We start from the raw sequence: 23798 nt of genomic DNA, 5'->3' as shown, positions 1-23798 counted from the left end.
TTGACAGGGGCTTAAGGAGGGCTTAAAGGGGATCAGGGGTGTGGTTTGGGGAGCTGGGTGAGGAATTCGGCGTTGGTCGCGGTCTGGCGCAAGCCCTCCAGGAGGAGTTCGGTGGCGTGCTGGGCGTCGACGGCGGTGAGGGTGCGGCGCAGGTGGTGGGTCGCGGCGAGTTCGGCGGAGGTGAGCAGGAGTTCGTCCTTGCGGGTGCTGGATTGGGCGATGTCGACGGCGGGGAAGACGCGGCGGGCGGCGGTGGCGCGGTCGAGTTTGAGTTCGGCGTTGCCGGTGCCCTTGTACTCCTCGAAGATCACCGTGTCGGCCAGCGAGCCGGTTTCGACCAGGGTGGTGGCGACGATGGTGAGCGAGCCGCCGTTCTCGAAGTTGCGCGCGGCGCCGAGGAAGCGCTTGGGCGAGGCGAGTGCCGCGGCGTCGACGCCGCCGGAGAGAACGCGGCCCGAGGTGGGCGCGGCGTTGTTGTAGGCGCGGGCGAGGCGGGTCAGCGAGTCGAGCAGGACCACCACGTCGCGGCCGGTTTCGGCCAGGCGTTTGGCGCGTTCGATGGCGAGTTCGGCGAGCGCGATCTGATCGCGCGGTGAGCGGTCGAAGGTGGCGGCGGCGACGTCGGCGGGGACACTGCGCGTCAGGTCGGTGACCTCTTCGGGGCGCTCGCCGACGAGCACGAGCATCAGCTCGCATTCGGGGTGGTTCTTGGCGATGCCGTGCGCGATGGCTTGCAGCACAGAGGTTTTGCCCGCTTTGGGTGGGGCGACGACCAGTGCACGCTGGCCCTTGCCGATCGGCATGACGAGGTCGGTGACGCGGGTGGTCAGCTCGTGCGGCTCGGTTTCCAGACGCAGGCGCTGGTTGGGGTAGAGGGGGATGAGGTTCTCGAAGATGGGTCGTTTGCCCGCGTGCTCCGGGGGCTGGCCGTTGACAGTGTCGACGCGGAGGAGCGAGTCGAGTTTCGCGCCGCGCTGGGGTGATCGCGCGTCGCGCCGGGTCGATTGGGCGTTACGCCGGGTCGATTGCGCTGTGGGTTCGGTCGATTGCGCATCTCGCTCCGTCGGTTGCGCGTCGCGCTGCGCGGATCGTGCCACGCCGGTGACGAAATCACCTCGGCGCAAATGGTTCTCGCGGACCAAGCGGGGCGCGACGTGCAGGTCGTTGTCGCCGGAAAAGTATCCATCGACGCGCAAGCTCGCGGTGTTGCCGACGATATCGAGGATGCCGGAGACCGGCCGTTCGACCTGGTCGTCGTGCGCTTCCGAATGCTGAGAATTGTTGTCTTTCATGATGTTTCCTTACTGAAGGCAGTGTGTGGGAGATGGCGAGGGCCATGCGGTAGAGATCTCGTGACCGCGACCCGGAATCGGCGCGATGCGTCGCGGGTGCGGGTGAGCGGGTCCCATTCATCGCGAATCCGATATCGCGGAAAAGGGGGGATCCGAGTCTGTCCGTGGGAGACGTCGTCTACAACCACCGACAGCACCGAGGCTACCCGCCGCGAATCGATTCGCGCAAGGGTGAAACCTGTCGAGCGTGCGCCGCGTCGCAGTTCGGGCTGGTTACTCGGCCCCTCGATGATGCCGATCGACATCGGCTACCGTCGCAGCACGGACCCGAGCGAGCCGCAGCCGACAGACGTCGATTGTCGTTGCGGCGCAATAATTTCCGCGCGGCGGACTACTGATGGCGGTGCCACAGTGCGGGAGTCGGGCTGACGCCCAGCGCGGCAGGCGGCGTTCGTCGATCGTTCCAATCGAAGCCGTCGCCGCGGATCGGATGCTTGCAGACGATCGCCTGCCACTGCCTCAACGACCCGCGCCGGAACAATATTCCCCCCGCGCTACCCGAAGTACCCGACCGACCGTGCGACGCGGTTCCGAGGCAGGCACGCTGACGTCGTGCGATGCACGACGGGTGAATCCGGTCTCAGAGCACGGCCTGCGTCTGGGTGACCTTCGCGACGAGCTTGTCGGCGTCGTCGCGAATCTCGGTCTCGACGACGATGAACGAGCGTCCCGCGTGCAAGGGCCGGGCGCTGGCGACGGCGTGGCCGGAGCGCACGGCGCGCAGGAAGTTGGACTTCGACTCCACCGTCGTGGTGCCCTGCTTGCCCTCGGGCAGATTGAGGAAGGCGCACACCGCGCCGGTCGCGTCGGCGAGCGACATCAGGACGCCGCCGTGCAGCATGCCGCCGAGCGTGCACAGCGACTCGTCCCAGGCGATCCGGCTGCGCACCAGCTCGGGGCTGTGCTCGAGCACCTCGACGCCGAGCCGCTCGGTGAACGGCATGGACTGGTGGAAGAGCTTGGTGCCGGTCTCGTCGATCATGCCGACCATGCTGCCGTCCGGTGGCGCGCCGGTCGATTACCCCGGAGGTAATCGGCGTCGATCAGCGTGCGGTTGGCGGGAATCCGCGCGTCAACGGGTGAGGTCGCCGCGCCCGGAGGCGGACGGCGCGAACTCGGCCCGATCGGGCGGCCACCGCGCTCCACAGATGCGGCGGCACACGGCTGATCAGAAGCCGGACGAACCGGTGGGTGGCGTCGACCCCACCATCCGCCACGCGCCGCAGTTCACGGTCTTGAAGGCGACGTCGGTCGGCTTGATCTCCACGCGGACCGGGCCGAGCCGGGTGAAGTTGTTGCCGATGATGTACTGCATGTTCGTATTGTCGCCCTCCACTTTCCACAGCCTGCGCCAGTCGCAGCCGTAAAGAGGGTCGGGAGTTCCCGGCGCTTCCCAGATACCGGGGTGGATGTCGACGCCGACCATGTAGAGGCCGTCGCCCGGCATGAAATTCGCGGGCTCGGCGGCCGCGGTTCCGCCTCCGAACAAGGTCGCGGCGGACGCCATCGCCCCCGCGATCACGAGCATGCGCATGCGCTCTGTCTCCTCGATGTTCGCGCCCATAACTGGGCGGATGACCTGCGGAGATCCCCACATCTCCCGGCCCAGATCTACCAGAGTCGTCCGCGGAAGTGGGGGTATTCGAGAGATTTCTGTCACATGCACACCGCGTTCGCACGAATTCGCCGTTATCGCGGGTCGGTGGTGTCATCGTCCTGAGTCGCCGCGATATCGATGGTGTGAGAGGTATTCGGCCATTGGGTGCGCTCACGGAGCAGCGGCGTACGTGTAGTGCCCACTGCGCAGGCTTGTGCACCGAAGAGGGTTTGGCTCGAGTACTGGCCGCCGATGGGGGTTTGCTGCACTGGCGCGCGCGACGCGGCCTCGGGGACGCGGGCTTGGCCGAGCACGCGGTGCAGGAGACGTTGCTACGGGCCTGGCGCTCCTGTTGCCTGTTCGACCCGCGCCGCGGCAGCGTGCGCACCTGGCTGCTCGCCATCGAGCGCAACGTCATCATCGACATCGCGCGCGCCCGCGCGGCGCGACCGTTCGACACGGCATGGGACGAGATCGGTGACGCCGCCGGCGAGAGCCCGATCGCCCACCCCGACTTCGCCGACAGGCTGATCGACGGCCTGCTGGTCGCCGAATTGCTGTCCCGGCTGCCCTCGGCCCAGCGCGAGGCGGTCGTCGAGGTGATCCTGCGCGACCGTGCCTACCGCGAGGTGGCCGCGGACTTCGGTGTCCCGGTCGGCACCGTGAAAACCCGCGTGCACTACGCGCTGCGCTCGCTGCGCCAACTCCCGTCCGGCGCCTGATCCCGGCGATCCGGTTCGCGATCGAGCGAGAGGCCCCCTTACCGTGGTCGGCAGTGTCCGAACCAAGCCGGAGTTGACCGATGCCGACCGAAGACCGCGGTGACCTGCGAATCGACCGACGGACCGCGCTGGCGGGCGTCGGGGTGGCCGCCGCTGCGGTGACGGTGGCCGCCTGCGCGTCCGCCGAACCGTCCGCGCGCGAGGTCGCGCCGGGCACCGAGGTCGCGAAGGTGGCCGACGTGCCGGTCGGCGGCGCCGTGATCGCCGGTGGCACCGTCGTGACCCAACCGCAAGCCGGAGTCTTTCAAGGCTTTTCGGCCGCCTGCACGCACCTCGGCTGCACGGTGTCGAAGATCCAGCGCGAGACCATCGTCTGCCGCTGCCACGGCAGCGCGTTCCGATTCGACGGCACGGTAGCCACCGGGCCCGCCGAACGACCGCTCGCGCCGCGGGCCGTGCGGGTCGACGGCGACCGCATCGTGACCGCCTGAGGGGCGCTGCCCGCTGTAAGCCACTCCCGCTCAACGGCCCTTTCTCGGGGGTGATTTCAGTGCCTCTGACCAGCCGCGATGCCGCCTACTGTGTTGGTAACAGTTCGGTAACTGGACTTGCTTCGCCGTGCGCTGCGTTGCAAGAGTGAACCACTGGGTTTGGTGTTACTAGTGGGAAGGGAGGGGTGCTCCGTCCCGGGGCGCCGACCGAACATGAAGCCAAGCATCATCAAGGCCGGTATCTCCACCACCGTCACGGCCGCGGTGACCGCCACTCTCGCCGGGCTGTTCCCGGTCGCCGCGACGGCCGCCCCGGTCGCGCCGGAGATGGCGGGCAAGCTCGCAGGCAAAACGGTTTTCCTCGACCCCGGCCACCAGGGGTCGAACCACTCCGAGAACCTGGGCAGACAGGTGAACAACGGCCGGGGCGGCACCAAGGACTGCCAGACCACCGGCATGACCTCCGTCAACGGCGTGCCCGAACACACCATCAACTGGAACGTCGCCCAGCTGATCAAGACCTCGCTGGAAAGCATCGGCGCGCGGGTCGTGCTCAGTCGCCAGGACGACAGCGGTTGGGGCGGCTGCGTCGACGAACGGGCGCGAGCGGCCAACGAATCCGGCGCCGACGTGGCGGTGAGTATCCACGCCGACAGCGCGCCGCCCAATCTCCGCGGCTTCCACCTGATCGTCCCGGCGCTGCCCGTGTCCGACGCCAAGATCGGCCAGGTCCAGTCCGGGCCAGGCCTGACCGTGACGAAGGCGGTGCGCGACGCATACCTGCAAGCCGGATTCCCGGCCGCCACGTACGCCGGGGTGCAGGACGGTTTGCAGACGCGCTCCGACATCGCGGGCCCCGCGCTGACCGCGGTGCCGAACGTGTTCCTCGAGATGGGCAACGGCGCCAACGCGGAGGACGCCGCGCTGCTGGAGAGTCCCGAAGGTCAGCTGAAACACGCCATCGCGGTCACCACTGGACTGGTGAGCTACCTGCTCGGCACTTCGCCCGCGACGAACGGATCGGCCACCGACCTACCCGCCTCGGCGCCCGCGCAGTCAGAGCAGGCGATTCCAGCGGAGGCGCCCGCGCAGGCGGTGCCAGCGCAATCGGTCCCCGCGCAGTTCGATCCGAACGGCTCGACACCGGCCAACGGTGCGACGCAGGACGGCGCGGCGCCGCAGTCGCAGACCCTGCCGGGCACGACGCCGGGCAGCCAGCCGATCCCGGGCTCCGGCCAGGACACCATCCAGACGAACCCCAGCCGGTTGACACCGAACAGCCCGTCGACACCCGGAACCTACGCACTGCCCGGTAGCCCGTCGACCCCCGGCAGCCAGTCGACACCCGGCACTCAGTCGACGCCGGACTACCGGTCGAATTCGGAAACCGGCACCCTCGGCATTCTCGCGAACGACGTGCTGGAGCTGCTCATGCCACTGGCACGGACGCTCGGCATGGACGACACGATGATCACCGCGGAGCTGATCAACCTGGCCTACACCCTGGCCAGCACCCTGTTCGGACCCGCGAAGTAATCGCATCCGCCACCGAACGCCACCCGATCCGTCGGGTGGCGTTCGGCCGTTCCGACGGCCTTCGCGCGCCGACTATGGTGGTCCGGGTGGCTGACCGGATTCCTGTGCTGATCGTCGCCGGCTTTCTCGGCTCGGGGAAGACCACCCTGCTCAACCACCTGCTACGCAACAATCGGGGCACCCGAATCGGCGTGGTCGTCAACGACTTCGGGGCGATCAACATCGATTCCATGCTGGTCGCCGGGCAGGTGGACGCGATGGTCTCGCTCGGCAACGGCTGCGTCTGCTGCGCGGTCGACGTCACCGAGCTGGACGACCTGTTCACCCGGCTGGCGCAGCCGAGGGCGAACATCGACGTGATCGTGGTGGAGGCCAGCGGTCTCGCCGAGCCGCGCAATCTCATCCGCATGGTGGTCGGCAGCGACAACCCGCGCATCCGCTACGGCGGTCTGGTGGAAGTGGTCGACGCAGAACAGTTCCCGGCCACGCGCGAGCGCCACCCCGAACTGCTGACCCACCTGCGGCTGGCGGATCTGGTGGTGGTCAACAAGGCCGACCGGGTCGGCGCGGACGAACTGGAGACGCTGCGCGGCGAGATCGCCGACCTGGTCGGCACGGTCCCGGTCTACGCGACCACCCGCGGACGCATCGATCCAGGCCTGCTGTTCGACGAGCCGCTGCGGGCGACCCGGCGCGTCGCCGAGCAGCTCAGTTTCGACGAACTGCTCGCCGAGCACGACCACGAGCACCACGACGACCACCGGCACCTGCACGACGACTACACCAGCGTCTCCTTCACCAGCGAACGAGAACTGGATCCGCGCAGGCTGATCGACTTCCTGGAGGACCCGCCGCCCGGGCTGTTCCGCGCCAAGGGCTTCGCGGCGTTCGGCGTCGCGGCCGAGCGCCGGAAGTTCTTGCTGCACATGGTCGGAAGGCACATCGTCTTCGAGCCCGGCGCGTGGCGGCGCGGCGAACCGCGCACCAGCCAGCTGGTGCTGATCGGTGCGGGCATGCCGTCCGAGCCCACGCTCTCCCGCTTGCGCGAAACCGTGCACAACGCCGACGATTTCCTGGACGAGCAAGCGATGCTCGGCGTGTGGCGCTACACCCCGCACTGAGCGCGTCAGGGATTGGCGCGTTTTACCGCGAGCTGGCGCGTTCGGCGCTTCCCACGCGGCCGAGTTGTGGTGACACTGGCTGCACGCCCGCCGTGTTCGGGGACGGCGCTCTGCGCCGCGCGCGGCGTCGGTCAATGACCGTGATCGACCGTATCGATGTTGTGCGACCGATGGGAGAGTTCGGTGTCCGAGACGTGGGAGAGCGCCACCGCTTACGTGATCAACGCGCTGGAGGCCAAGGGGACCGCCACCCGCGATGATTTCGACGTACCCGCGATCGTCGCCGCCACCAGAGACATCGCCGAAGGCTGGGATTTCCGGGCCATCGAGGACGCCACCTTCTGGCGCATCGCGGCCAGCTTCCTGCGGGTGTGAGGTGTCAGTCGAACCGCTCACATCGGTGCGCGTGTTCGGCGATGCTCCAGCGCCGCGCCGCACGGCGCATCGAACCGGCGTCGGCGTAACCGAGCAGCTGCGCCTGCCGTGCCCGGGTCAGCGAGCCCGCCGACGCCGCCTGCCGCAAACGGGCATCGCGCGCCCGGTCCAGTTCCTTGCGCCACGTCGTGCCCGCCTCCATCAGCCTGCGCTGCAAGGTGCGCGGGCTGGTCGTCAATCGCCGGGCGACGCGGTGCAGCGAGGCGTCGCCCGCGTCGAGCGCCTCCGCCAGCGCCTCGGCGACGCGCCGCGGCCACGCCGAGGGCAGCGGCGGTGGCGGCGGCAGAGCGTCGGCCAAGGGGCGCAAGATCTTCGCCAGCACCGGGTCGGCGGTGGTCAGCGGGATATCCATATCGGTGGCGCGGAAGGTCATCGAGTCGGCCGACGCGCCGAATTCGATGGCGGCCGTGCCGAACACCTCGACGAAGGCGCGGTGATCGGCGGGCGCCTGCTGGCGCAGCGTGACACGGAGCGGCACGAGCGGTTCGCTGACCACGCGCCGAGCCCGGCTCAGCACCGCGCTCAATCCCCAGAGCTGGGTCAGGTCCCGTCCCACGCCCTCGCCGTCGATGATCTCGAGGTAGAGCGTCGTCTCCCGTTCGTTCTCGGCGATCAGGTCGAAGCGGTGATTGGTGGTGACCGCGGCGACATACGGTCCGCAGGTCGCCAAACCGGCGCCGAGGGTGGGCGCGGTCGAGAACAGGTAGTCGTACAACCCGAGACTCGTCAGCTCGTAGCGGCTGGCCACCTGCAACGCGACGGCGGGGTCGCCGAGCGCGTGCGCGCCGATTTCCCAGAGCCGGGAGAAAGTGTGGCTCGGCAGGTGCATGTCGTCGCCCGCCATCGTCCACTCCGGTAACCCGGTCTCCCGTATCAGCTTGTCCCGATCCGCTCCAGCAGCGGTGAGCTGCGAGATGACGAAACGGTGCAGCAAAACCTGGTCGGTACCCACGCGTCCTCCCTGCCCCACATCCGGATGAACACTCTGGGCGAGAACGCTAACGGCGCGGTGATTGATCCGTCATCCGATTCACATCACGAGATGGTCAACCGCAGGCGTTGACCCACTCCGACATGCCGTCGGCGAAGAGCTGCCGTTTCCAGATCGGCACCTCGTGTTTGATCCGGTCCACCAATTCCGCGCAGGCAGTGAAGGCTTCGGCTCGGTGCGGGGCGGCCACCGCGACCACGATGGCGAGATCGCCGATGGTCAGCGCGCCGATCCGGTGCACCGCTGCCACCGGAAGCCCGGTTGACGCGGTGGCTGCGGCGCAGCACTCGCGCAGGAAGCGTTCGGCCTCCGGATGGGCCGAGTACTCCAGCGCGGAAACGGCCTGACCGCCGTCGTGGTTGCGGACTTTGCCGGTGAAGACCACCACCGCGCCGTGTTCGGGACCGGTGACCGCTGCCTCTACTTCGGCGGGGTCGAGCGGTTGGTCGCTGATGCGGGCTACCCGCACCGTGGTCTCAGGTGTTGTCATGAGCGCCGCCTCCGGCTACTTGCGCGAGCAGATGATCGAGGAGCGGTTCGAGCACCGCGATACCGTCCTTCACCCCGCCCGGCGAACCGGGCAGGTTCACGATGACCGATCGACCGGCGAGTCCGGCGACCCCGCGGCTGAGCGCCGCCAGCGGGAACTTCGCGGTGCCGCGCTGCCGGATCGCCTCGGCCACGCCGGGCAGCTCGCGGTCCAACACGGCCAGCGTCGCCTCGGGCGTGGCGTCGGTGGGTGACGCGCCGGTGCCGCCGGTGCTGATCACCAGCGCGGGCGCGAACCGCAGGGCGTCGGCCAAGCCGACAGCGATCTCGGCGTCGGCGTAGACGAGCGGGCCGCGCACCGAGAAGCCGAGTCCGGCCAGCCATTCGACGAGCACGGGACCGGTGGTGTCCACCCTGGTGCCCGCGGCCACGCCCGTCGAGGCGACGAGCACGACCGCGGATCGATCCGCGTCATCGGGGTTTTCGTCCTGTTCCACCGCGGGAACGGTGGTCTCGGCGTCCGCACCCGATTCGCCGGGCCGCTGCCAGTGACCGCGCTTGCCGCCCTCCTTGGTGAGCAGCCGGACACCGTCGAGCGTGGCCGCCGGGTCGACCGCCTTGACCATGTCGTGCAGGGTGAGTCCGGCGACGGCGACCGCGGTCAGCGCCTCCATCTCCACACCCGTCGGTCCCTTCGTCTTGGCGGTCGCCTCGATGGTGATGGCCGTCTCGGTGAAGCCGAATTCGACCTTCACCGAGGACAGCGCCAGCTGATGGCACAGCGGAATCAGCTCGGAGGTCTTCTTGGCGCCCGCGATCCCGGCGATCCGCGCGGTGGACAGCACATCGGCCTTGGGCAGGTCGTCGGCGCGGACCAGCGCGACGACCTCCGCGGTGGTGTGCAGCGCACCGGCCGCCACGGCGACGCGGGTGGTGTCGGCCTTCGCGCTCACATCGACCATGCGGGCGCGACCTTCCTGGTCGACATGGGACAACTCGGTCATGAGAACCAGCCTGGCACAGTGTCGCGGCGCGGCGCGCATCCGCTCACAGTTCGTGGACGAGCACCGGTGTGCCCGCGGTCAGCTCGGTCGTGTCGGCGGGAATGTCGATCAGCACGTCGGCCCACGCCATCCCCGCGATCAGGTGTGAACCCGCACCGGAGAACGGTTCGACGCCGTTCTCGGTGAGTCGTCCGCGCAGGAACTGCCGCCGCCCCGCGGGGGACCGCACCGCCTCGAGCAACGGAACCTCGCTGGTGCGCACCGGCGGCAACCCGGACAGGTGGCGCAGGATCGGCCTGGCGAACACCTCGAACGACACCATCGTGCTCACCGGGTTGCCCGGGAAGCTGAGCACCGGGACGCCGTCCAGCACCGTCAGCCCCTGCGGCCCGCCGGGCTGCACCGCGACCGAGCCGAACACCCCGCCCTGCGCGGCGAGCACGTCCTTGACCACCTCGAAATCGCCCTTGGACACGCCGCCGGAGGTGAACACCAGATCCGCCGAACGCGTTGCGGAGGAGAGCAGTCGGCGGAACACCGCGGGATCGTCGGTGCTGTGCTCGACCGAGCCGACCGTCACGCCGTTGGCCGCCAGCGCGGCCGCGAGGGCGATGCCGTTGGAGTTGTAGATCTGTCCGGGGCGCAGCGGTCGGCCCGCGGGGACCAGTTCGTCGCCGGTGGTGATCACCGCCGCCCGCACCGGGTGGAAGACCGGCACCGTCGGCACCCCGACGGCAGCGAGCGCGGCGATGTGCCGCGGCGTCAGCGCGACGCCCGCGGGCACGAGCAGCGCGCCCGCGCGCACGTCGGTGCCCGGCTCGCGCACGAATTCGCCTGCGGCACGGCCGCGTTCGACGGTCACGGCGCGGCCGTCGGCGCGCGTGTCCTCCACCGGGACGACGCAGTCCGCGCCCGGCGGGATCGGCGCGCCGGTCATCACCTTCAGCGCCGCTCCGACGGGCAAGGGTGCCCGGCCCGGCTGTCCCGCGGCGACCACACCGGCCAGCGGCAGCGTCACCGGGGCGACCGCCACATCGTCGGCGCGCACCGCGTAGCCGTCCATCGCCGAGTTGCGGAACACCGGCAGATCGATCGGCGAGCGGACGTCGGCGGCCAGCTTGCGGCCCAGCGCGGCGGGCACCGCGACGGACTCGACCGGGCGTGCCGCGAGGGGGCGCAGCAGCTGTTCGATGCTGTCGCGGTAGTCGTCGACGGTCCTGGCCGTAGCGCCGGCTGGCCGAGAATTCATAGCGGAAAGCATAGTGGTCGAGCCTGATCTCACGGCCTGACATGGATGTTTGTGAGATCGACCGAACCGGGCGCTGCCCGTGATGCGGGGTAGACGACGCGTCATACTGGAAGGGTGACGTTGGTCGAGATGGGCATACCCGCCGTGCGATCAGGGCGCCCCTCGCTCGACGGACGCCCCGACACGCCTCTGCTGGTCGACCGCTTCGGGCGGGTGGCCCGCGATCTGCGGGTCTCGATCACCGAGAAGTGTTCGCTGCGCTGCACGTACTGCATGCCGGAGGAGGGGCTGCCGCCGATTCCGAAGGACGAGCTGCTGACCGTCGCCGAGATCGTGCGGCTGGTGGCGCTCGCCGTCGAGCAGCTCGGTGTGCGCGAGGTCCGGTTCACCGGCGGCGAACCGCTGATGCGCCGGGACCTGGAGCAGATCATCGCGGGCTGCCACGAACGACTGCCCGGCATTCCGCTGGCCATGACCACCAACGGCGTCGGCCTCGAGCATCGCGCCCGCGGGCTCGCCGCCGCCGGGCTGAGCCGGGTGAACGTCTCGCTGGACACCGTGGACCGCAACGGTTTCGCCAAGCTCACCCGCCGCGACCGCCTCGAATCGGTGCTCGCCGGTATCCGCGCCGCCCGCGCCGCGGGCCTGGCGCCGCTCAAGGTGAACGCGGTGCTGATGCGCGAAACCCTCTCCGGCGCGGCTGATCTGCTCCAGTGGTGCCTCGCCGAGGAGTGCGAGCTGCGGTTCATCGAGGAGATGCCGCTGGACGCCGACCACGAGTGGGCGCGCGCCAACATGGTGACCGCCGCCGAACTGCTCGACGTGCTCGGCGCCCGGTTCACCCTCACCGAAGCCGGTCGCTCCGATCCGTCCGCGCCCGCCGAGAAGTGGCTCGTCGACGGTGGCCCGGCCACGGTCGGCATCATCGCCACGGTGACGCGCAAGTTCTGCGACACCTGCGACCGCACCCGGCTGACCGCCGACGGCATGCTGCGCTCCTGCCTGTTCAGCGACCAGGAGTTCGATCTGCGCCAGGCCATCCGATCCGGCGCCGACGACGACGAACTGGCCACCATCTGGCGCGGCGCGATGTGGAACAAGTGGGCGGGACACGGCATCGACGCCGCGGACTTCGTGCCGCCGGAACGCACGATGGGAGCCATCGGTGGTTGAGGTCCGCTATTTCGCCGCCATCGCGGACGCCGTCGGCAAGGACTCCGAGCGCCTCGACCTGCCCGCCGACGCCACGGTCGCTGATCTGCGCACCAGCCTGGCCGCCGCGTACGGTCCCGACCTGGACAAGATGCTGGCGGTCTGCGCCTACCTCATCGGTGACGAACTCACCCGCGACCCGTCCGCGGCACTCAGCGGGCGCGTCGACGTGCTTCCGCCGTTCGCGGGGGGATAGGCACCGCCGCTCCGGTCGTGCGCGGGGCTGTGGACGGACTACCTCATGCGGCGCCGCCCGCCGCCTGTGTCCAGCTACAGTCGAGCCGTGGTGCAGAGCAAGGCGAGCGATGTGGACGGCTACCTGGCCGAGGTGCCGGAGGCCCGCCGTGCGGCGGTGACCCGGATGCGCGACCTGTGCCGTGCGGAATTGACGGGTTTCACCGAGGTCATGGCCTACGGCATGCCCTGCTACGAACGCGACGGCGTCGGCGAGATCGCGTTCGCCAACCAGAAGCAGTACATCTCCTTCTATCTACTGCGCACCGACGTGCGCGCGGCGTTCGCCGAGCGGCTGGCGGACCACGACATGGGCAAGGGCTGCCTGCGCTTCCGCAAGCCGGAGCTGATCGACTTCGACTTGGTCCGCGATCTGCTGCGGGCGACGGCGGCCACGGAAGGCGGACTCGTCTGCTGAGCGCGCCGAAAGATCTCGCCGCGGCGATGTAGAGAAACCGGCGCGCCGTTCGTCGTCCGAGTAGCAGGGGCATCGGGCCCCTCGAGACGAGGAAGGATGACGCGATGCACTATCTGGCGACATTGGTGGGACGCGAGGAGCCGGGCGTCGATCCCGGGACGCCCGAGTTCGACGCCGAAGTGGCGAAGTACGCGGCGTTCGAGGAGCGGGCGGCCGACGCGGTGGCGGGCGGGGTCGCGCTGTTCCCCTCCGCCGAGGCGATGCACGTCCGGCGTGATGGCGGACGGACTCTGGTCACCGACGGCCCGTTCGCCGAGCAGGCGGAGGTCGTCGGCGGGTTCTACGTGTTCGACGCGCCCGATCTGGACGCGACGATCGAGCTCGCGCGCCAGCTGCCCGCCGCGCAGGACGGCACGATCGAACTGCGGCCGATGGTCATGTGGTCGCCGCACGAGACGCCACGCGCGGACTGGTGGCTCGCGCTGTTGTGGGAAGCGCCGGACGCGGTGATCGCGCCTGGCACGCCCGAGTGGGACGCGGGGCTGGCCGAGCACGAGCGCTTCGGCGCGAAGTACGCGTCGGCGATCCGGGGCGGCGGCGCGCTGCAACCGCCGTCGTCGGCGACCACGCTGCGGGTCCGTGACGGCGAACTGCTGCTCACCGACGGACCGTTCACGGAGTTCGCGGAGGTGGTCGACGGTTTGTACCTGTTCGCGGCGGCGAGCCGAGCGGAGGCGGCGGAGATCGCGGCCGCGATTCCCCTCGGCGAGCGCGGGCGCACCGAGGTGCGTCAGGTCGTCGACCTGGGCGACTGACGGTGACCACCGGCCCGGCCGCGGGAATCGACGCTGTCTATCGCGCCGAGTTCGGCCGGGCCGTCGCGACCGTGGCCGGGATGGTCGGCGACATCGCCCTCGCCGAGGACGCGGTGCAGGAGGCGTTCGCCGACGCGTTGCGCACTTGGCCCGAGCGCGGCGAGCCCGCGAATCCGGGCGCTTGGATCACCACCGCGGCCCGGCGCCGGGCCCTGGACCGGCTGCGGCGCGAATCGGCAAGGGCGGTCAAGGAATACGACGCCGTCGTGGCGCGGGCGCCGATCGAGGAGGTCGAGGTGTCGCCGGTGGCGGACGACCAGCTGCGGATGATCTTCACCTGCTGCCACCCGGCGCTGTCGCCGCAGTCGCAGGTCGCGTTGACGCTGCGGCTGGTGTGCGGCATGCGAACGGTGGAGATCGCCAGAGCCTTTCTGCAACCGGAACACACCGTGGCGCAACGTCTCTCCCGCGCCAAGGCGAAGATCCGGCAGGCCGGTATTCCGTTGCGGGTGCCTCCGGCGCACCTGCTGCCGGAGCGGTTGCCCGTCGTGCTGGCGTGTGTGTATCTGGTGTTCACCGAAGGGTATTTCGCGACCTCCGGACCGTCGGCCGTGCGGGACGAGTTGTGCGACGAGGCGATTCGGCTCGGTCGGCTGCTGTGCGGGTTGCTGCCGGAGGAGCCGGAGGCGCGGGCGCTGCTGGCGTTGATGCTGTTGCAGGACAGCAGGCGCGGGCAACGGCGCGTCGCCGCAAGGAGTTCCGATGCGGAAGGGACGCACGGCGCCGAACGGGGCCGGTCTGCCGAAGGCGACTTGATTCCGTTGGAGGAGCAGGACCGGTCGGCCTGGAATCGCGAGGCCATCCGGGCCGGTCTGGCGTGCCTCGAGTCAGCGGCGGCCGACGGTGACGGGCCGTATCTGGCGCAGGCCCGCATCGCAGCGGCGCACGCGACGGCCCCCAGTTGGGACGAGACCGATTGGCACGCCATCGTCGCGAGCTACGACGAGCTGCTGCGCTACTCCGCCTCGCCCGCTGTCCGAGTGAATCGTGCCGTCGCCGTGGGCTTCTCGCGCGGATTCGACGCCGGGCTCGCCGCACTGGACGAGGTGGCCGACGATCCGCGCTTGGCCGGGACCCACCTGGTCCCGGCCACCCGCGCCGATCTCTTGCGCCGAGCCGGACGGAAACCCGAGGCCGCCGAGAGCTACCGGGCCGCCCTCGACATCGCGGAAAACGAGCAGGTCCGGCGGTTCCTGGCGCGGCGGCTCGCCGAAGTCGAGGCGGCCGAGTAAACCCCGGCCGCGTGACCCGTATCTTCAGCGCCACCAAGTATCGAGCGGCGTCACCGGGACGGTGCGCTTGTGCCTGGTGTTGCGGAAGATGCTCTCCACTCGGTCGGCCACCTCGGGTGTGACGTCCTTGCCCTCGAGGTAGTCGTCGATCTCGCTGTAGCGCAGGCCGAGCGCCTCTTCGTCGGGCAGCGCGGGCCGGTCGTCCTCGAGATCCGCGGTCGGCACCTTCGACCAGACGCTGGCGGGCGCGCCGAGTTCCTGGAGCAGCGCCGCGCCTTGGCGCTTGGTGAGACCGGTGAGCGGGGTCATGTCGACGCCGCCGTCGCCGTACTTGGTGAAGAACCCGGTGACCGCCTCGGCGGCATGGTCGGTGCCGACCACGAGCAGGTTCTCCTGACCGGCGATGGCGTACTGGATCACCATGCGCTCGCGGGCCTTGATGTTGCCGCGGACGAAATCGCTCAGCTTGCTCACCTTCAGCCCGGACGCGGTCTCGGCGGCCACCGCGTTGGCGCCGGGGCGTACGTTGACCACGACGGAACGGTCCGGTGCGACGAAGGTCATCGAGATCCTGGCGTCGGCCTCGTCGGACTGGACGCCGTAGGGGAGACGCACCGCGACGAAGATCGCTTCGAAGCCCTCCGCCCGCAGCTCCTCCGCGGCGAGCTGGCACAACCGCCCCGCCAGCGCGCTGTCCTGGCCGCCGCTGATGCCGAGCACGAAACCCTTTGCGGGCGTTGCGCGCAGATACTCCTTGAGGAAATCGACCCGGCGGCGCACCTCGAGCTTCGGCTCGATCGTCGGCTGGACACCCAATTCGCTGATGATCTGTTCGCGCAGACTAGCCATGGCTCCTCACTCTACTGGCGCGGTGGCCGGGACCACCCGGCGAACGAAGGCTTCCCAGTTGTCCCCGATCCGCTTCCCGTCGTATCGGAGGACATTCAGCTGGTACATCACCAGGGGCGCGGCGAGTGCGGCGAGCAGACCGTCGGCGAGCAAGGGAATCTCGCCCGGCGTGCCCGCCTGCCGCAACAGCATCGCCACGTGCGTCTTGAGCAGGCTGTACGGCCTGCCGGTATAGCGATTCTCGGCTTCGCTGACCTCGGCGGCCCGGTACAGCTCGCCCTCGACCTCGATGTCGAGTATCCGTGCGCGCCCGAACGCGACGAGCCGGTCCACCGGAGGCGCGCCGGGTCCGAGCGGTGGCGGCCCGAACATGAAGGCCCCTTGATACTTCTGCTCGGAGTGGTCGAGCAGCGCGCGCATCAGGCCGGAGCGGTTGCCGAAGCGGCGGAACACGGTGCCTTTGCCGACGCCGGCCCGCTTGGCGAGTTCGTCCATCGTCAGGCTGTCGACGCCGTGTTCGCGGACCAGATCCTGCGCCGCGTCCAGCAGCAGCTGTCGATTGCGCGCCGCGTCGGCGCGCTCGGTGGGCTCGGCGATGCCGGGCAGAGAGGCGCCGATGCGCAGCACGGGTCGCTCGCGCGGCGGTTCGCCTGCCGGCGGTGTGGGGTAGTTCACAGCCCTCTCACGGTCTCGTGGGAAGTAATCGGACCGCAGTCCGGTTAGTGTCTTGTGTCAGTCGGACACCATCTTCAGTACACCAGGGAGTTGCCATGAGCGAGCGTAGTGAGCGAATCATCAACACAGTGCCCCTGGCGAATGCCGAAGGCAGGAGCCAGACCCAGATCCTCGCTCTCGTGGGAAGCCTGCGCGCTGCCTCGATCAACCGCCAGCTCGCCGAAGCGGCTGTGCAGACCGCGCCGGACGGTGTCGAGGTGACCATCTACGAGGGCCTCGCCGACATCCCGTTCTACAACGAGGACATCGACGTCCCCGGCGCCGTGCCCGCCGCCGCGCAGCGGTTGCGCAACGCTGTCGCCGCCGCCGACGGTGTCCTCCTGGTGACCCCGGAATACAACGGCACCCTGTCCGCCGTGCTGAAGAACGCCATCGACTGGACCTCGCGGCCCTACGGTGCTGGCGCGTTGAAGGACAAGTCCGTCGCCGTCATCAGCGCCTCGATCAGCCCGAACGCGGCGCGGTGGGCGCACGGCGACGCGGTCAAGGCCATCGGCGTCGCGGGCGGCAAGGTCGTCGAGGCGGCGCACGCGCACTTCGGTGTGATCGGCGAGCGCTTCGGCGCCGCGCATCCGCGCCAGGACGCCGAGGCGCTCACCCAGCTCGGCGCGACGCTGCACGAGCTGGTGGACGCCGCGCGCGGGCAGCTGGTATCCGCCTGAGCCGTCCGGCGTCCGACGCAGCGCCGGCCCTCGGTGCCGCCCCCGCTCTCGTTCGAGGCGGGGGCGGACTTGTGTTTCCGATGTGTCGGGGTAGTGCACAAGGGGTAGACGATGCGGCGGTGACAGGTGTGACACAAGAGTTTGCTGAGAGAGCGCTACGGTACGGAATTGTGATCTGCACCACGGACGTGTCGGGTTGCGAATCGAGCGTCCTGGTACTTCTCGCGGTGGAATTACACCTATGCGACTCGCAACATGTCGTGTCGTTTCTTTCTGTCGGCCACTAGGTGTAGTGTCTTCGGTGCTGGAAGGCGGTGCGAGACCCACCGCGAGGAGCTATCGTCCGCAGCGGCGCTAGCAGGGGTTTCGAGACCGGATCCAGGAGTTTGCGCAGCGTACGTCGGATCACGCACTGCATACGGATCACCGGCTGTGGATCAGGCTCGCGATGTGAGCTCGGGCCCGGAGGCGGAAGCCCGCGTAACCAGGCCGCGAACATCGCGGATTAGGCACAGGAGAGAGGGACATCAATGACCATCACCGTGTACACCAAGCCCGCTTGCGTCCAGTGCAATGCCACCTACAAGGCCCTCGACAAGGCCGGGGTGGACTACGAGGTCATCGACATCTCCGAGAACGACGAGGCGCGTGACTACGTCATGGCCCTCGGTTACCTCCAGGCTCCGGTCGTCGTCGCGGGTGAGGACCACTGGTCCGGCTTCCGCCCCGACCGCATCAAGGCCCTGGCGGTCGCGGCGGCCTGATCGGCGCCACATCTTCGGCGTTCGTCCGATGGGAGAGGAGAAGCGATGTCCACGGGGACCGCGCTGGTCTACTTCTCCAGTGCCTCGGAGAACACACATCGTTTCGTCGAGAAGCTGGGACTCCCAGCCACTCGCATACCACTGCACACCGCCGATTCGCTGCGCGTCGACGAACCCTACGTGCTGATCGTCCCCACCTACGGGGGCGGTCGGCACGTTCTGGGGGGTAACAGGTCCGACAAGGACTTCGTGCCGCGGCAGGTCGCCAAGTTCCTCAACGATCCGCACAACCGCGCCCTGCTGCGCGGCGTCGTCGCGGCGGGAAACACGAACTTCGGCGATACCTATTGCTTTGCGGGAGAGGTGATCTCGCGCAAGTGCGGGGTGCCGTATCTGTATCGCTTCGAACTCATGGGAACCGCTGAGGACGTCGACCGCGTCCGAGAGGGATTGGGATTGTTTTGGCAACAGCAACGACAGCGCCCGCCGGAAAGACAGCTCGCTTAGAGCAGCCCCCGGTGCGCGGCGCCGACGCCGCGGGCGAGGTACTCGACTACCACGCCCTCAACGCGATGCTGAACTTGTACGGACCGAATGGCGAGATTCAGTTCGACAAGGACCGCGAGGCCGCCCACCAGTACTTCCTGCAGCACGTCAACCAGAACACCGTCTTCTTCCACAACCTGGACGAGAAGCTGGACTACCTGGTCGACGAGAACTACTACGAGGCAGAGGTTCTCGACCAGTACAGCAGGGCGTTCATCAAGAGTCTGTTCAAGCAGGCCTACGCGCACAAGTTCCGGTTCCCGACCTTCCTCGGCGCGTTCAAGTACTACACCTCGTACACGCTCAAGACCTTCGACGGCAAGCGCTACCTGGAGCGCTTCGAGGACCGTGTGTGCATGGTGGCGCTCACCCTGGCCGCCGGTGACGAGACCCTGGCGCGTCAGCTGGTCGACGAGATCATCGGCGGCCGCTTCCAGCCGGCCACCCCGACCTTCCTCAACTCGGGCAAGAAGCAGCGCGGCGAGCCGGTGTCGTGCTTCCTGCTGCGCATCGAGGACAACATGGAGTCCATCGGGCGCTCCATCAACTCGGCGCTGCAGCTGTCCAAGCGCGGCGGCGGTGTCGCCTTGCTGCTCAGCAACATTCGCGAGCACGGCGCGCCGATCAAGAAGATCGAGAACCAGAGCTCCGGCGTCATCCCGATCATGAAGCTGCTCGAGGACTCGTTCTCCTACGCCAACCAGCTCGGCGCGCGGCAGGGCGCGGGCGCGGTGTACCTGCACGCGCACCACCCGGACATCTACCGCTTCCTGGACACCAAGCGGGAGAACGCGGACGAGAAGATCCGCATCAAGACGCTCTCGCTCGGCGTGGTGATCCCCGACATCACCTTCGAACTGGCGAAGAAGAACGAGGACATGTACCTGTTCTCGCCGTACGACGTGGAGCGCATCTACGGCAAGCCGTTCGCCGACATCGACGTCACCGAGAAGTACTACGAGATGGTCGACGACAAGCGGATTCGCAAGTCGAAGATCAAGGCGCGCGAGTTCTTCCAGACCATCGCCGAGCTGCAGTTCGAATCGGGCTACCCGTACATCATGTTCGAGGACACGGTGAACAGGGCCAACCCGATCGCGGGCAAGATCACCCACTCCAACCTGTGCTCGGAGATCCTGCAGGTCTCCACCGCGTCGGAGTTCAACGACGACCTGTCCTACAAGAAGGTCGGCAAGGACATCTCCTGCAACCTGGGTTCGCTGAACATCGCCAAGGCGATGGACTCGCCGGACTTCGCGCAGACCATCGAGGTGGCCATCCGCGCGTTGACCGCGGTGTCGGACCAGACGCACATCTACTCGGTGCCGTCGATCGAGCAGGGCAACAACGAGTCCCACGCGATCGGGCTCGGGCAGATGAACCTGCACGGGTACCTGGCGCGCGAGCGGGTCCACTACGGATCCGAAGAGGGCATCGACTTCACCAACATCTACTTCTACACCGTGGTCTACCACGCGATCCGGGCGTCGAACCGGATCGCCATCGAGCGCGGCGCCTGGTTCGGCGGCTTCCCGGAATCCAAGTACGCCAGCGGCGAGTACTTCGACAAGTACACCGACCAGGCGTGGGAGCCGAAGACCGACCGGGTGCGTCAGCTGTTCGACGACGCGGGCGTGCACATCCCGACCCAGGACGACTGGCGCGAGTTGAAGGCCTCGGTCATGGAGCACGGCATCTACAACCAGAACCTGCAGGCGGTGCCGCCGACCGGCTCGATCTCCTACATCAACCACTCCACCAGCTCGATCCACCCGGTGGCGTCGAAGATCGAGATCCGCAAGGAAGGCAAGATCGGGCGCGTCTACTACCCGGCGCCCTACATGGACAACGACAACCTCGAGTACTACGAGGACGCCTACGAGATCGGCTACGAGAAGATCATCGACACCTACGCCGCGGCCACCCAGCACGTGGACCAGGGCCTGTCGCTGACCCTCTTCTTCAAGGACACGGCCACCACCCGTGACCTGAACAAGGCGCAGATCTACGCCTGGCGCAAGGGAATCAAGACGCTGTACTACATCCGGCTGCGGCAGATGGCGCTGGAGGGGACCGAGGTCGAGGGCTGCGTGAGCTGCATGTTGTGAGGCTTATGGCTCGATGAAAGGGGCGGCTTCCGTTGGGAGGCCGCCCCTTTCGTGTGCGGGTTGCGCTGGGGCCGGGTGAGCCGACGTCGTGACCGGACTCGGTCCGCAGTCGAATCAGGACAGCGCCGGGATGACCTCGCGCTCGAAGAGCTCGATGCCCGAGGTGTCGTAGGCGGACTCGGGGAAGTTGAGGATCGTGTAGCCCAAGCCGAGATCGCGGATCTTGGAGAGGTTTTCGACGATCTGCTCCGGGGTGCCGACGGCGGCGGTGCCGCGGAACAGGTCGTCGACCTGCTTGGCGGCCTGTTCGGCGCCCACGAACGGGATCAGCCGATCGCGCAGGGCGGCGAGGCGGTCCTCCACCTCGGACTCGGTGGCGCCGATCGCGACGTTGAAGTTCGAGGAGCGGACGATGGCGTCGAAGTCGGTGCCGACCTCGGCGCAGTGTCCGCGCAGGATCTCCGACTTGCGCGCGAACTCGTCGGGATTGCCGCTGAAATTGGTGTAATTCGCGAACTTCGCCGCGATGCGCAGCGTCTTCTGCTCACCGCCGCCCGCGATCCACAGCGGAATCCCGCCCTCCTGCAACGGAAGCGGACGGACGATCGCGCCGTCGACCTGGTAGTGCTTGCCGTCCAGGGTGGCCTTGCCCGCGGTCCACGCCTGCCGGAAGATCTGCACGCCCTCGTCGAGGCGGCCAAGGCGCACGCCCGCGGAGGGGAAGCCGTAGCCGTAGGCGCGCCACTCGTGCTCGTACCACCCGCCGCCGATGCCCATCTCGGCCCGGCCGCCCGAGATCACGTCCACCGTCGCGGCGACCTTCGCCAGGTAGGCCGGATTGCGGTAGCTGATCGCGGTACACATCTGGCCGAGCCGCACCCGCGAGGTGCTCGCCGCGAACGCCGACATCAGTGTCCACGCCTCGTGCGTGGCCTCCTCGGTGGGGACCGGGACCGTGTGGAAATGGTCGTAGACCCAGATCGACTCCCACGCGTCGTTCGCGTCGGCGCGCTGCGCCAGATTCCGCATCACCTCCCACTGCGCGGCGGGCTCGATCCCCACCAGATCCAACCGCCAGCCCTGTGGGACGAACAATCCGAAGCGCACAGACTTCTCCTTCGCATATCCGAGCGAGACCTGTCCCGGCCATCCTGCCGCGAACCCGCCCCACCCTGCCCACTCCCCACCTCGACATCAACCATTCCACGCGCCCCGCGCCGAACTCCCGCCGAGCGCGAGCCGAGGCCCGCCGATTCGCGGCGCGTTCTACCGGCTCAGTCGGTCTGCTTGGGATGGCCCGAGCGGGCCAGCACCACCCAGACGATTCGTCGTTCCGAGTCGGGGCAGTACCAGATGCGGCCGCTCGCGCTCACTTCGTACTGCCACTGCCGCGGTGGGGCGACTATCTGGGGAGGAGGCCGAGGGTGGCTAGTTCGCCGGTGAGGTCGGTGGGGGAGGAGGTGACGGTGCGGGCGCCTGCGGCGATGGCCTGGTCGCTGGTGTCGCAGCAGGCGGTGTGGGCGCTGGTGAAGACGAGGACGGGGGTGGTGAGGCCGCGGGCACGGACGGTTTCGGTGAGGCGCAGGCCCGCGTCGGGGACGGCGGAGCCATTTTCGGTGCGGTTCATGTCGGTGATGATCGCGCCGTAGCGGCGGGTCGACAGCAGGTCGGTGGCGGCCGCGGTGGTCAGTGCGGTGTCGACGCGAATTCCGTTGCGTTCCAACCGGTCGATGAGGAAGGCGTTGTTGGAAGGGTGGTCGTCCACCCACAGGATCGCGCTCGCGACAGGGGATTCCGGATGAGGCGCGGCCGTGCCGAGGTCCAAGGAGCTGCCGACGTCCTCCGCGGCGCCGGATCGGGTGTCGTCTCCGGTGCCGGGCAGGCCGCGGACCTGTCCCGCGCCGGGGTCGAGCGCACGTTCGGCGGTGAGCTGATCGACCTGCTCGCGCAGTCTGCGGACCTGGACCTGCAGATCCTCGATCATATTCTCCTGCTGCTCGCTGACCTGCTTCATGTCCAGCTCTTGCCCGCCGATGCGCAAGGTGAACTGCCTGCGCGCCGCCGAGCTGATCACCCGCGCCAACGGACCGCGGAACATACACAGCGCGGCCGCCGCGAGCAACGGCCACAGCAGCGCCGCGACAGCATCGATCGTCTCGTTCACAGCTCCCCCTTGTGACGTGTCCCCAACGAGCACAACGTATTTCGCCAGAACCCCGCCCGACTATAAGGTCCCCCCGCGTCCCCCACAACCCGGACCACCGCGAATACCACTGTCCACGGCGCGGAAATTCGGCCTACGATTCGAAGAGGGGCCGATTTGTGGGAGGTGCGCATGTCGCAGACATCGATCGATGTGGATGATGCCGCCCTGGCGGTGGTCGGTGTGCTGCTCGGCACGACGGACACCGAGGAAACGGTGAACGCGGCACTGCACGAGGTGATCGCGCAACGTAAGCGGCTGGCGATGCTGGAGCGGATGATGGTCCGTTCCCGCGAGAAGGTCGACCAGGCGCCTGACCCGTGGCGCAAGACCGTCTCCTGGTAACGGGGAACGCGGGAAAGCCCGGCGCTGGAGCGAAATTCGGTGGCCGGTCAGCTCGGCCGAGGTCATGCTTGGTGCGATGAACAACGAACGACAGTATCGACTCGGCGTGGACTTCGGCCGGGTCATCCAGGGCGCCGCGCTGCCTTCCGGCGACGCCGACACCGTCTTCCTCGGCGGCGGCGACACGGACGCCATGCGAACTCCACCGAGCCCCAACGCTTTCGAGGTCCTCGCACGCTTGGTCGCGCTGTTCGAGCGGCGCGCCTGGATCATCTCCAAATGCGGTCCGCGCGTGGAAGAACGCACCCAGCGGTGGCTCGACCACCACGACTTCTACGAGCGGACCGGACTTCCGCGCGGCAACCTCCGCTTCTGCCGGGAACGCGCCGACAAGGCGATTCACTGCGCCGAACTCGGCATCACGCACATGATCGACGACCGTCTGGACGTGCACCGGGCGCTGCGCGGTCTGGTGCCGCATCTCTATCTTTTCGGCGTGCAATCCGGCCCGATCCCGGAGTGGGTCGAACATGTGCTGACCTGGGACGATGCGGAACCCGCTGTGGTGGCTTCGATCACGCCGCGACCCGCGGAAGGGTGACGACACGCCGCTCGCCGTGAAACATGG

General features: G+C 68.5%; 27 protein-coding genes. 16 read left to right on the top strand and 11 right to left on the bottom strand.

Annotation, left to right across the window (positions count from 1 at the left end; genetic code table 11):
- Nucleotides 1-32: 32 nt before the first annotated feature.
- The 3 genes from rho to T333_RS09375 all read right to left on the bottom strand — a co-directional run bounded on the left by rho (nucleotide 33) and on the right by T333_RS09375 (nucleotide 2886).
- A complete protein-coding gene (gene rho / locus T333_RS09385) occupies nucleotides 33-1292 on the bottom strand; it encodes a transcription termination factor Rho (protein ID WP_357253289.1) in 1260 nt (419 codons plus the stop codon).
- Nucleotides 1293-1932: 640 nt separating this feature from the next.
- A complete protein-coding gene (locus tag T333_RS09380) occupies nucleotides 1933-2334 on the bottom strand; it encodes a PaaI family thioesterase (RefSeq protein WP_496424235.1) in 402 nt (133 codons plus the stop codon).
- A 186-nt stretch (nucleotides 2335-2520) separates the two neighbouring features.
- Entirely contained in the window at nucleotides 2521-2886 is a 366-nt protein-coding gene (locus T333_RS09375) for an Rv1352/Rv1906c domain-containing protein (RefSeq protein WP_354999133.1), read from the bottom strand.
- 293 nt (nucleotides 2887-3179) lie between these two features.
- Here T333_RS09375 and T333_RS09370 point away from each other — a divergent pair, with 293 nt between their 5' ends.
- From T333_RS09370 to T333_RS09350, 5 genes are all read left to right on the top strand, one after another.
- On the top strand, nucleotides 3180-3671 hold the full coding sequence (locus T333_RS09370; RefSeq protein ID WP_354999134.1) for a sigma-70 family RNA polymerase sigma factor: 492 nt from the start codon (nucleotides 3180-3182) through the stop codon (nucleotides 3669-3671).
- 80 nt (nucleotides 3672-3751) lie between these two features.
- Entirely contained in the window at nucleotides 3752-4162 is a 411-nt protein-coding gene (locus T333_RS09365) for a QcrA and Rieske domain-containing protein (protein ID WP_496424234.1), read from the top strand.
- A 213-nt stretch (nucleotides 4163-4375) separates the two neighbouring features.
- The gene (locus T333_RS09360) at nucleotides 4376-5698 is read left to right on the top strand and encodes an N-acetylmuramoyl-L-alanine amidase (RefSeq protein WP_496424233.1); all 1323 of its coding nucleotides are present in this window, start codon (nucleotides 4376-4378) and stop codon (nucleotides 5696-5698) included.
- A gap of 74 nt (nucleotides 5699-5772) precedes the next feature.
- Complete coding sequence (locus tag T333_RS09355) at nucleotides 5773-6819, top strand: CobW family GTP-binding protein (RefSeq protein WP_357253480.1); 1047 nt, start codon at nucleotides 5773-5775, stop codon at nucleotides 6817-6819.
- Between the two features lie 183 nt (nucleotides 6820-7002).
- Nucleotides 7003-7194, top strand: coding sequence for a hypothetical protein (locus T333_RS09350; RefSeq protein ID WP_354999137.1), 192 nt, complete (start codon nucleotides 7003-7005; stop codon nucleotides 7192-7194).
- 4 nt (nucleotides 7195-7198) lie between these two features.
- Here the strand turns inward: T333_RS09350 and T333_RS09345 are convergent, their stop codons facing one another.
- The 4 genes from T333_RS09345 to T333_RS09330 all read right to left on the bottom strand — a co-directional run bounded on the left by T333_RS09345 (nucleotide 7199) and on the right by T333_RS09330 (nucleotide 10987).
- On the bottom strand, nucleotides 7199-8206 hold the full coding sequence (locus T333_RS09345; RefSeq protein WP_357253296.1) for an AraC family transcriptional regulator ligand-binding domain-containing protein: 1008 nt from the start codon (nucleotides 8204-8206) through the stop codon (nucleotides 7199-7201).
- A 94-nt stretch (nucleotides 8207-8300) separates the two neighbouring features.
- The gene (locus tag T333_RS09340) at nucleotides 8301-8735 is read right to left on the bottom strand and encodes a molybdenum cofactor biosynthesis protein MoaE (RefSeq protein ID WP_496424232.1); all 435 of its coding nucleotides are present in this window, start codon (nucleotides 8733-8735) and stop codon (nucleotides 8301-8303) included.
- Nucleotides 8722-9738 carry a bifunctional molybdenum cofactor biosynthesis protein MoaC/MoaB gene (gene moaCB / locus T333_RS09335; RefSeq protein ID WP_496424231.1) on the bottom strand — a complete coding sequence of 339 codons (1017 nt, stop codon included), beginning with the start codon at nucleotides 9736-9738 and terminating at the stop codon, nucleotides 8722-8724. The genes T333_RS09340 and moaCB overlap by 14 nt, the downstream gene beginning before the upstream one ends.
- Before the next feature lie 43 nt (nucleotides 9739-9781).
- Nucleotides 9782-10987, bottom strand: a complete 1206-nt coding sequence (locus T333_RS09330) for a molybdopterin molybdotransferase MoeA (protein ID WP_496424230.1) — start codon at nucleotides 10985-10987, stop codon at nucleotides 9782-9784.
- Nucleotides 10988-11101: 114 nt separating this feature from the next.
- On the opposite strand from T333_RS09330, the gene moaA reads away from it, so the two are divergent.
- The 5 genes from moaA to T333_RS09305 all read left to right on the top strand — a co-directional run bounded on the left by moaA (nucleotide 11102) and on the right by T333_RS09305 (nucleotide 14958).
- A complete protein-coding gene (moaA, locus tag T333_RS09325) occupies nucleotides 11102-12160 on the top strand; it encodes a GTP 3',8-cyclase MoaA (RefSeq protein WP_357253304.1) in 1059 nt (352 codons plus the stop codon).
- Complete coding sequence (locus T333_RS09320; protein WP_354999143.1) at nucleotides 12153-12395, top strand: MoaD/ThiS family protein; 243 nt, start codon at nucleotides 12153-12155, stop codon at nucleotides 12393-12395. Before moaA ends, T333_RS09320 begins: the two co-directional genes overlap by 8 nt.
- A gap of 87 nt (nucleotides 12396-12482) precedes the next feature.
- Nucleotides 12483-12851 (top strand): iron chaperone, encoded by a 369-nt coding sequence (locus T333_RS09315; protein WP_354999144.1) that lies wholly within the window; start codon nucleotides 12483-12485, stop codon nucleotides 12849-12851.
- A gap of 104 nt (nucleotides 12852-12955) precedes the next feature.
- The gene (locus tag T333_RS09310) at nucleotides 12956-13666 is read left to right on the top strand and encodes a YciI family protein (protein WP_496424229.1); all 711 of its coding nucleotides are present in this window, start codon (nucleotides 12956-12958) and stop codon (nucleotides 13664-13666) included.
- Nucleotides 13667-13668: 2 nt separating this feature from the next.
- Nucleotides 13669-14958: an RNA polymerase sigma factor gene (locus T333_RS09305; RefSeq protein ID WP_496424228.1), complete on the top strand. Its 1290-nt coding sequence runs from the start codon at nucleotides 13669-13671 to the stop codon at nucleotides 14956-14958.
- A gap of 24 nt (nucleotides 14959-14982) precedes the next feature.
- Here T333_RS09305 and nadE read toward each other — a convergent pair whose 3' ends face one another.
- Entirely contained in the window at nucleotides 14983-15807 is an 825-nt protein-coding gene (gene nadE / locus T333_RS09300; protein ID WP_354999147.1) for an NAD(+) synthase, read from the bottom strand.
- A 6-nt stretch (nucleotides 15808-15813) separates the two neighbouring features.
- The gene (locus tag T333_RS09295) at nucleotides 15814-16434 is read right to left on the bottom strand and encodes a TetR/AcrR family transcriptional regulator (protein ID WP_354999823.1); all 621 of its coding nucleotides are present in this window, start codon (nucleotides 16432-16434) and stop codon (nucleotides 15814-15816) included.
- Nucleotides 16435-16577: 143 nt separating this feature from the next.
- Between T333_RS09295 and T333_RS09290 the strand changes: the two genes are divergently transcribed.
- From T333_RS09290 to nrdE, 4 genes are all read left to right on the top strand, one after another.
- The gene (locus T333_RS09290; protein WP_496424227.1) at nucleotides 16578-17204 is read left to right on the top strand and encodes an NAD(P)H-dependent oxidoreductase; all 627 of its coding nucleotides are present in this window, start codon (nucleotides 16578-16580) and stop codon (nucleotides 17202-17204) included.
- A 530-nt stretch (nucleotides 17205-17734) separates the two neighbouring features.
- Nucleotides 17735-17968: a redoxin NrdH gene (locus tag T333_RS09285; protein WP_067781531.1), complete on the top strand. Its 234-nt coding sequence runs from the start codon at nucleotides 17735-17737 to the stop codon at nucleotides 17966-17968.
- Between the two features lie 45 nt (nucleotides 17969-18013).
- Nucleotides 18014-18475, top strand: coding sequence for a class Ib ribonucleoside-diphosphate reductase assembly flavoprotein NrdI (gene nrdI, locus T333_RS09280; protein WP_354999149.1), 462 nt, complete (start codon nucleotides 18014-18016; stop codon nucleotides 18473-18475).
- A gap of 65 nt (nucleotides 18476-18540) precedes the next feature.
- Complete coding sequence (gene nrdE / locus T333_RS09275; protein ID WP_354999824.1) at nucleotides 18541-20622, top strand: class 1b ribonucleoside-diphosphate reductase subunit alpha; 2082 nt, start codon at nucleotides 18541-18543, stop codon at nucleotides 20620-20622.
- Between the two features lie 114 nt (nucleotides 20623-20736).
- Here nrdE and T333_RS09270 read toward each other — a convergent pair whose 3' ends face one another.
- A complete protein-coding gene (locus T333_RS09270; protein WP_496424226.1) occupies nucleotides 20737-21729 on the bottom strand; it encodes an LLM class F420-dependent oxidoreductase in 993 nt (330 codons plus the stop codon).
- A 295-nt stretch (nucleotides 21730-22024) separates the two neighbouring features.
- Nucleotides 22025-22786 (bottom strand): response regulator, encoded by a 762-nt coding sequence (locus T333_RS09265; protein WP_496424225.1) that lies wholly within the window; start codon nucleotides 22784-22786, stop codon nucleotides 22025-22027.
- Between the two features lie 171 nt (nucleotides 22787-22957).
- Here T333_RS09265 and T333_RS09260 point away from each other — a divergent pair, with 171 nt between their 5' ends.
- Nucleotides 22958-23170, top strand: a complete 213-nt coding sequence (locus T333_RS09260) for a type II toxin-antitoxin system VapB family antitoxin (RefSeq protein WP_354999152.1) — start codon at nucleotides 22958-22960, stop codon at nucleotides 23168-23170.
- Between the two features lie 76 nt (nucleotides 23171-23246).
- The gene (locus tag T333_RS09255) at nucleotides 23247-23771 is read left to right on the top strand and encodes a hypothetical protein (RefSeq protein ID WP_357253318.1); all 525 of its coding nucleotides are present in this window, start codon (nucleotides 23247-23249) and stop codon (nucleotides 23769-23771) included.
- Nucleotides 23772-23798 lie beyond the last annotated feature (27 nt).

The organism is Nocardia sp. CNS-044 (assembly GCF_059570515.1).
This window is presented reverse-complemented; position numbering and strand designations above follow the sequence as displayed.

Bases quoted from the DNA above. Each gene is read 5' to 3' on its own strand.
- T333_RS09285 (WP_067781531.1), top strand. From the start codon at position 17,735: ATGACCATCACCGTGTACACCAAGCCCGCTTGCGTCCAGTGCAATGCC.
- T333_RS09360 (WP_496424233.1), top strand. From the start codon at position 4,376: ATGAAGCCAAGCATCATCAAGGCCGGTATCTCCACCACCGTCACGGCC.
- T333_RS09355 (WP_357253480.1), top strand. From the start codon at position 5,773: ATGGTGGTCCGGGTGGCTGACCGGATTCCTGTGCTGATCGTCGCCGGC.
- T333_RS09380 (WP_496424235.1), bottom strand. From the start codon at position 2,334: ATGATCGACGAGACCGGCACCAAGCTCTTCCACCAGTCCATGCCGTTC.
- T333_RS09255 (WP_357253318.1), top strand. From the start codon at position 23,247: ATGAACAACGAACGACAGTATCGACTCGGCGTGGACTTCGGCCGGGTC.
- nadE (WP_354999147.1), bottom strand. From the start codon at position 15,807: ATGGCTAGTCTGCGCGAACAGATCATCAGCGAATTGGGTGTCCAGCCG.
- rho (WP_357253289.1), bottom strand. From the start codon at position 1,292: ATGAAAGACAACAATTCTCAGCATTCGGAAGCGCACGACGACCAGGTC.
- nrdE (WP_354999824.1), top strand. From the start codon at position 18,541: ATGCTGAACTTGTACGGACCGAATGGCGAGATTCAGTTCGACAAGGAC.
- T333_RS09260 (WP_354999152.1), top strand. From the start codon at position 22,958: ATGTCGCAGACATCGATCGATGTGGATGATGCCGCCCTGGCGGTGGTC.
- moaCB (WP_496424231.1), bottom strand. From the start codon at position 9,738: ATGACCGAGTTGTCCCATGTCGACCAGGAAGGTCGCGCCCGCATGGTC.
- T333_RS09340 (WP_496424232.1), bottom strand. From the start codon at position 8,735: ATGACAACACCTGAGACCACGGTGCGGGTAGCCCGCATCAGCGACCAA.
- T333_RS09290 (WP_496424227.1), top strand. From the start codon at position 16,578: ATGAGCGAGCGTAGTGAGCGAATCATCAACACAGTGCCCCTGGCGAAT.
- T333_RS09365 (WP_496424234.1), top strand. From the start codon at position 3,752: ATGCCGACCGAAGACCGCGGTGACCTGCGAATCGACCGACGGACCGCG.
- nrdI (WP_354999149.1), top strand. From the start codon at position 18,014: ATGTCCACGGGGACCGCGCTGGTCTACTTCTCCAGTGCCTCGGAGAAC.
- T333_RS09375 (WP_354999133.1), bottom strand. From the start codon at position 2,886: ATGCGCATGCTCGTGATCGCGGGGGCGATGGCGTCCGCCGCGACCTTG.
- T333_RS09310 (WP_496424229.1), top strand. From the start codon at position 12,956: ATGCACTATCTGGCGACATTGGTGGGACGCGAGGAGCCGGGCGTCGAT.
- T333_RS09330 (WP_496424230.1), bottom strand. From the start codon at position 10,987: ATGAATTCTCGGCCAGCCGGCGCTACGGCCAGGACCGTCGACGACTAC.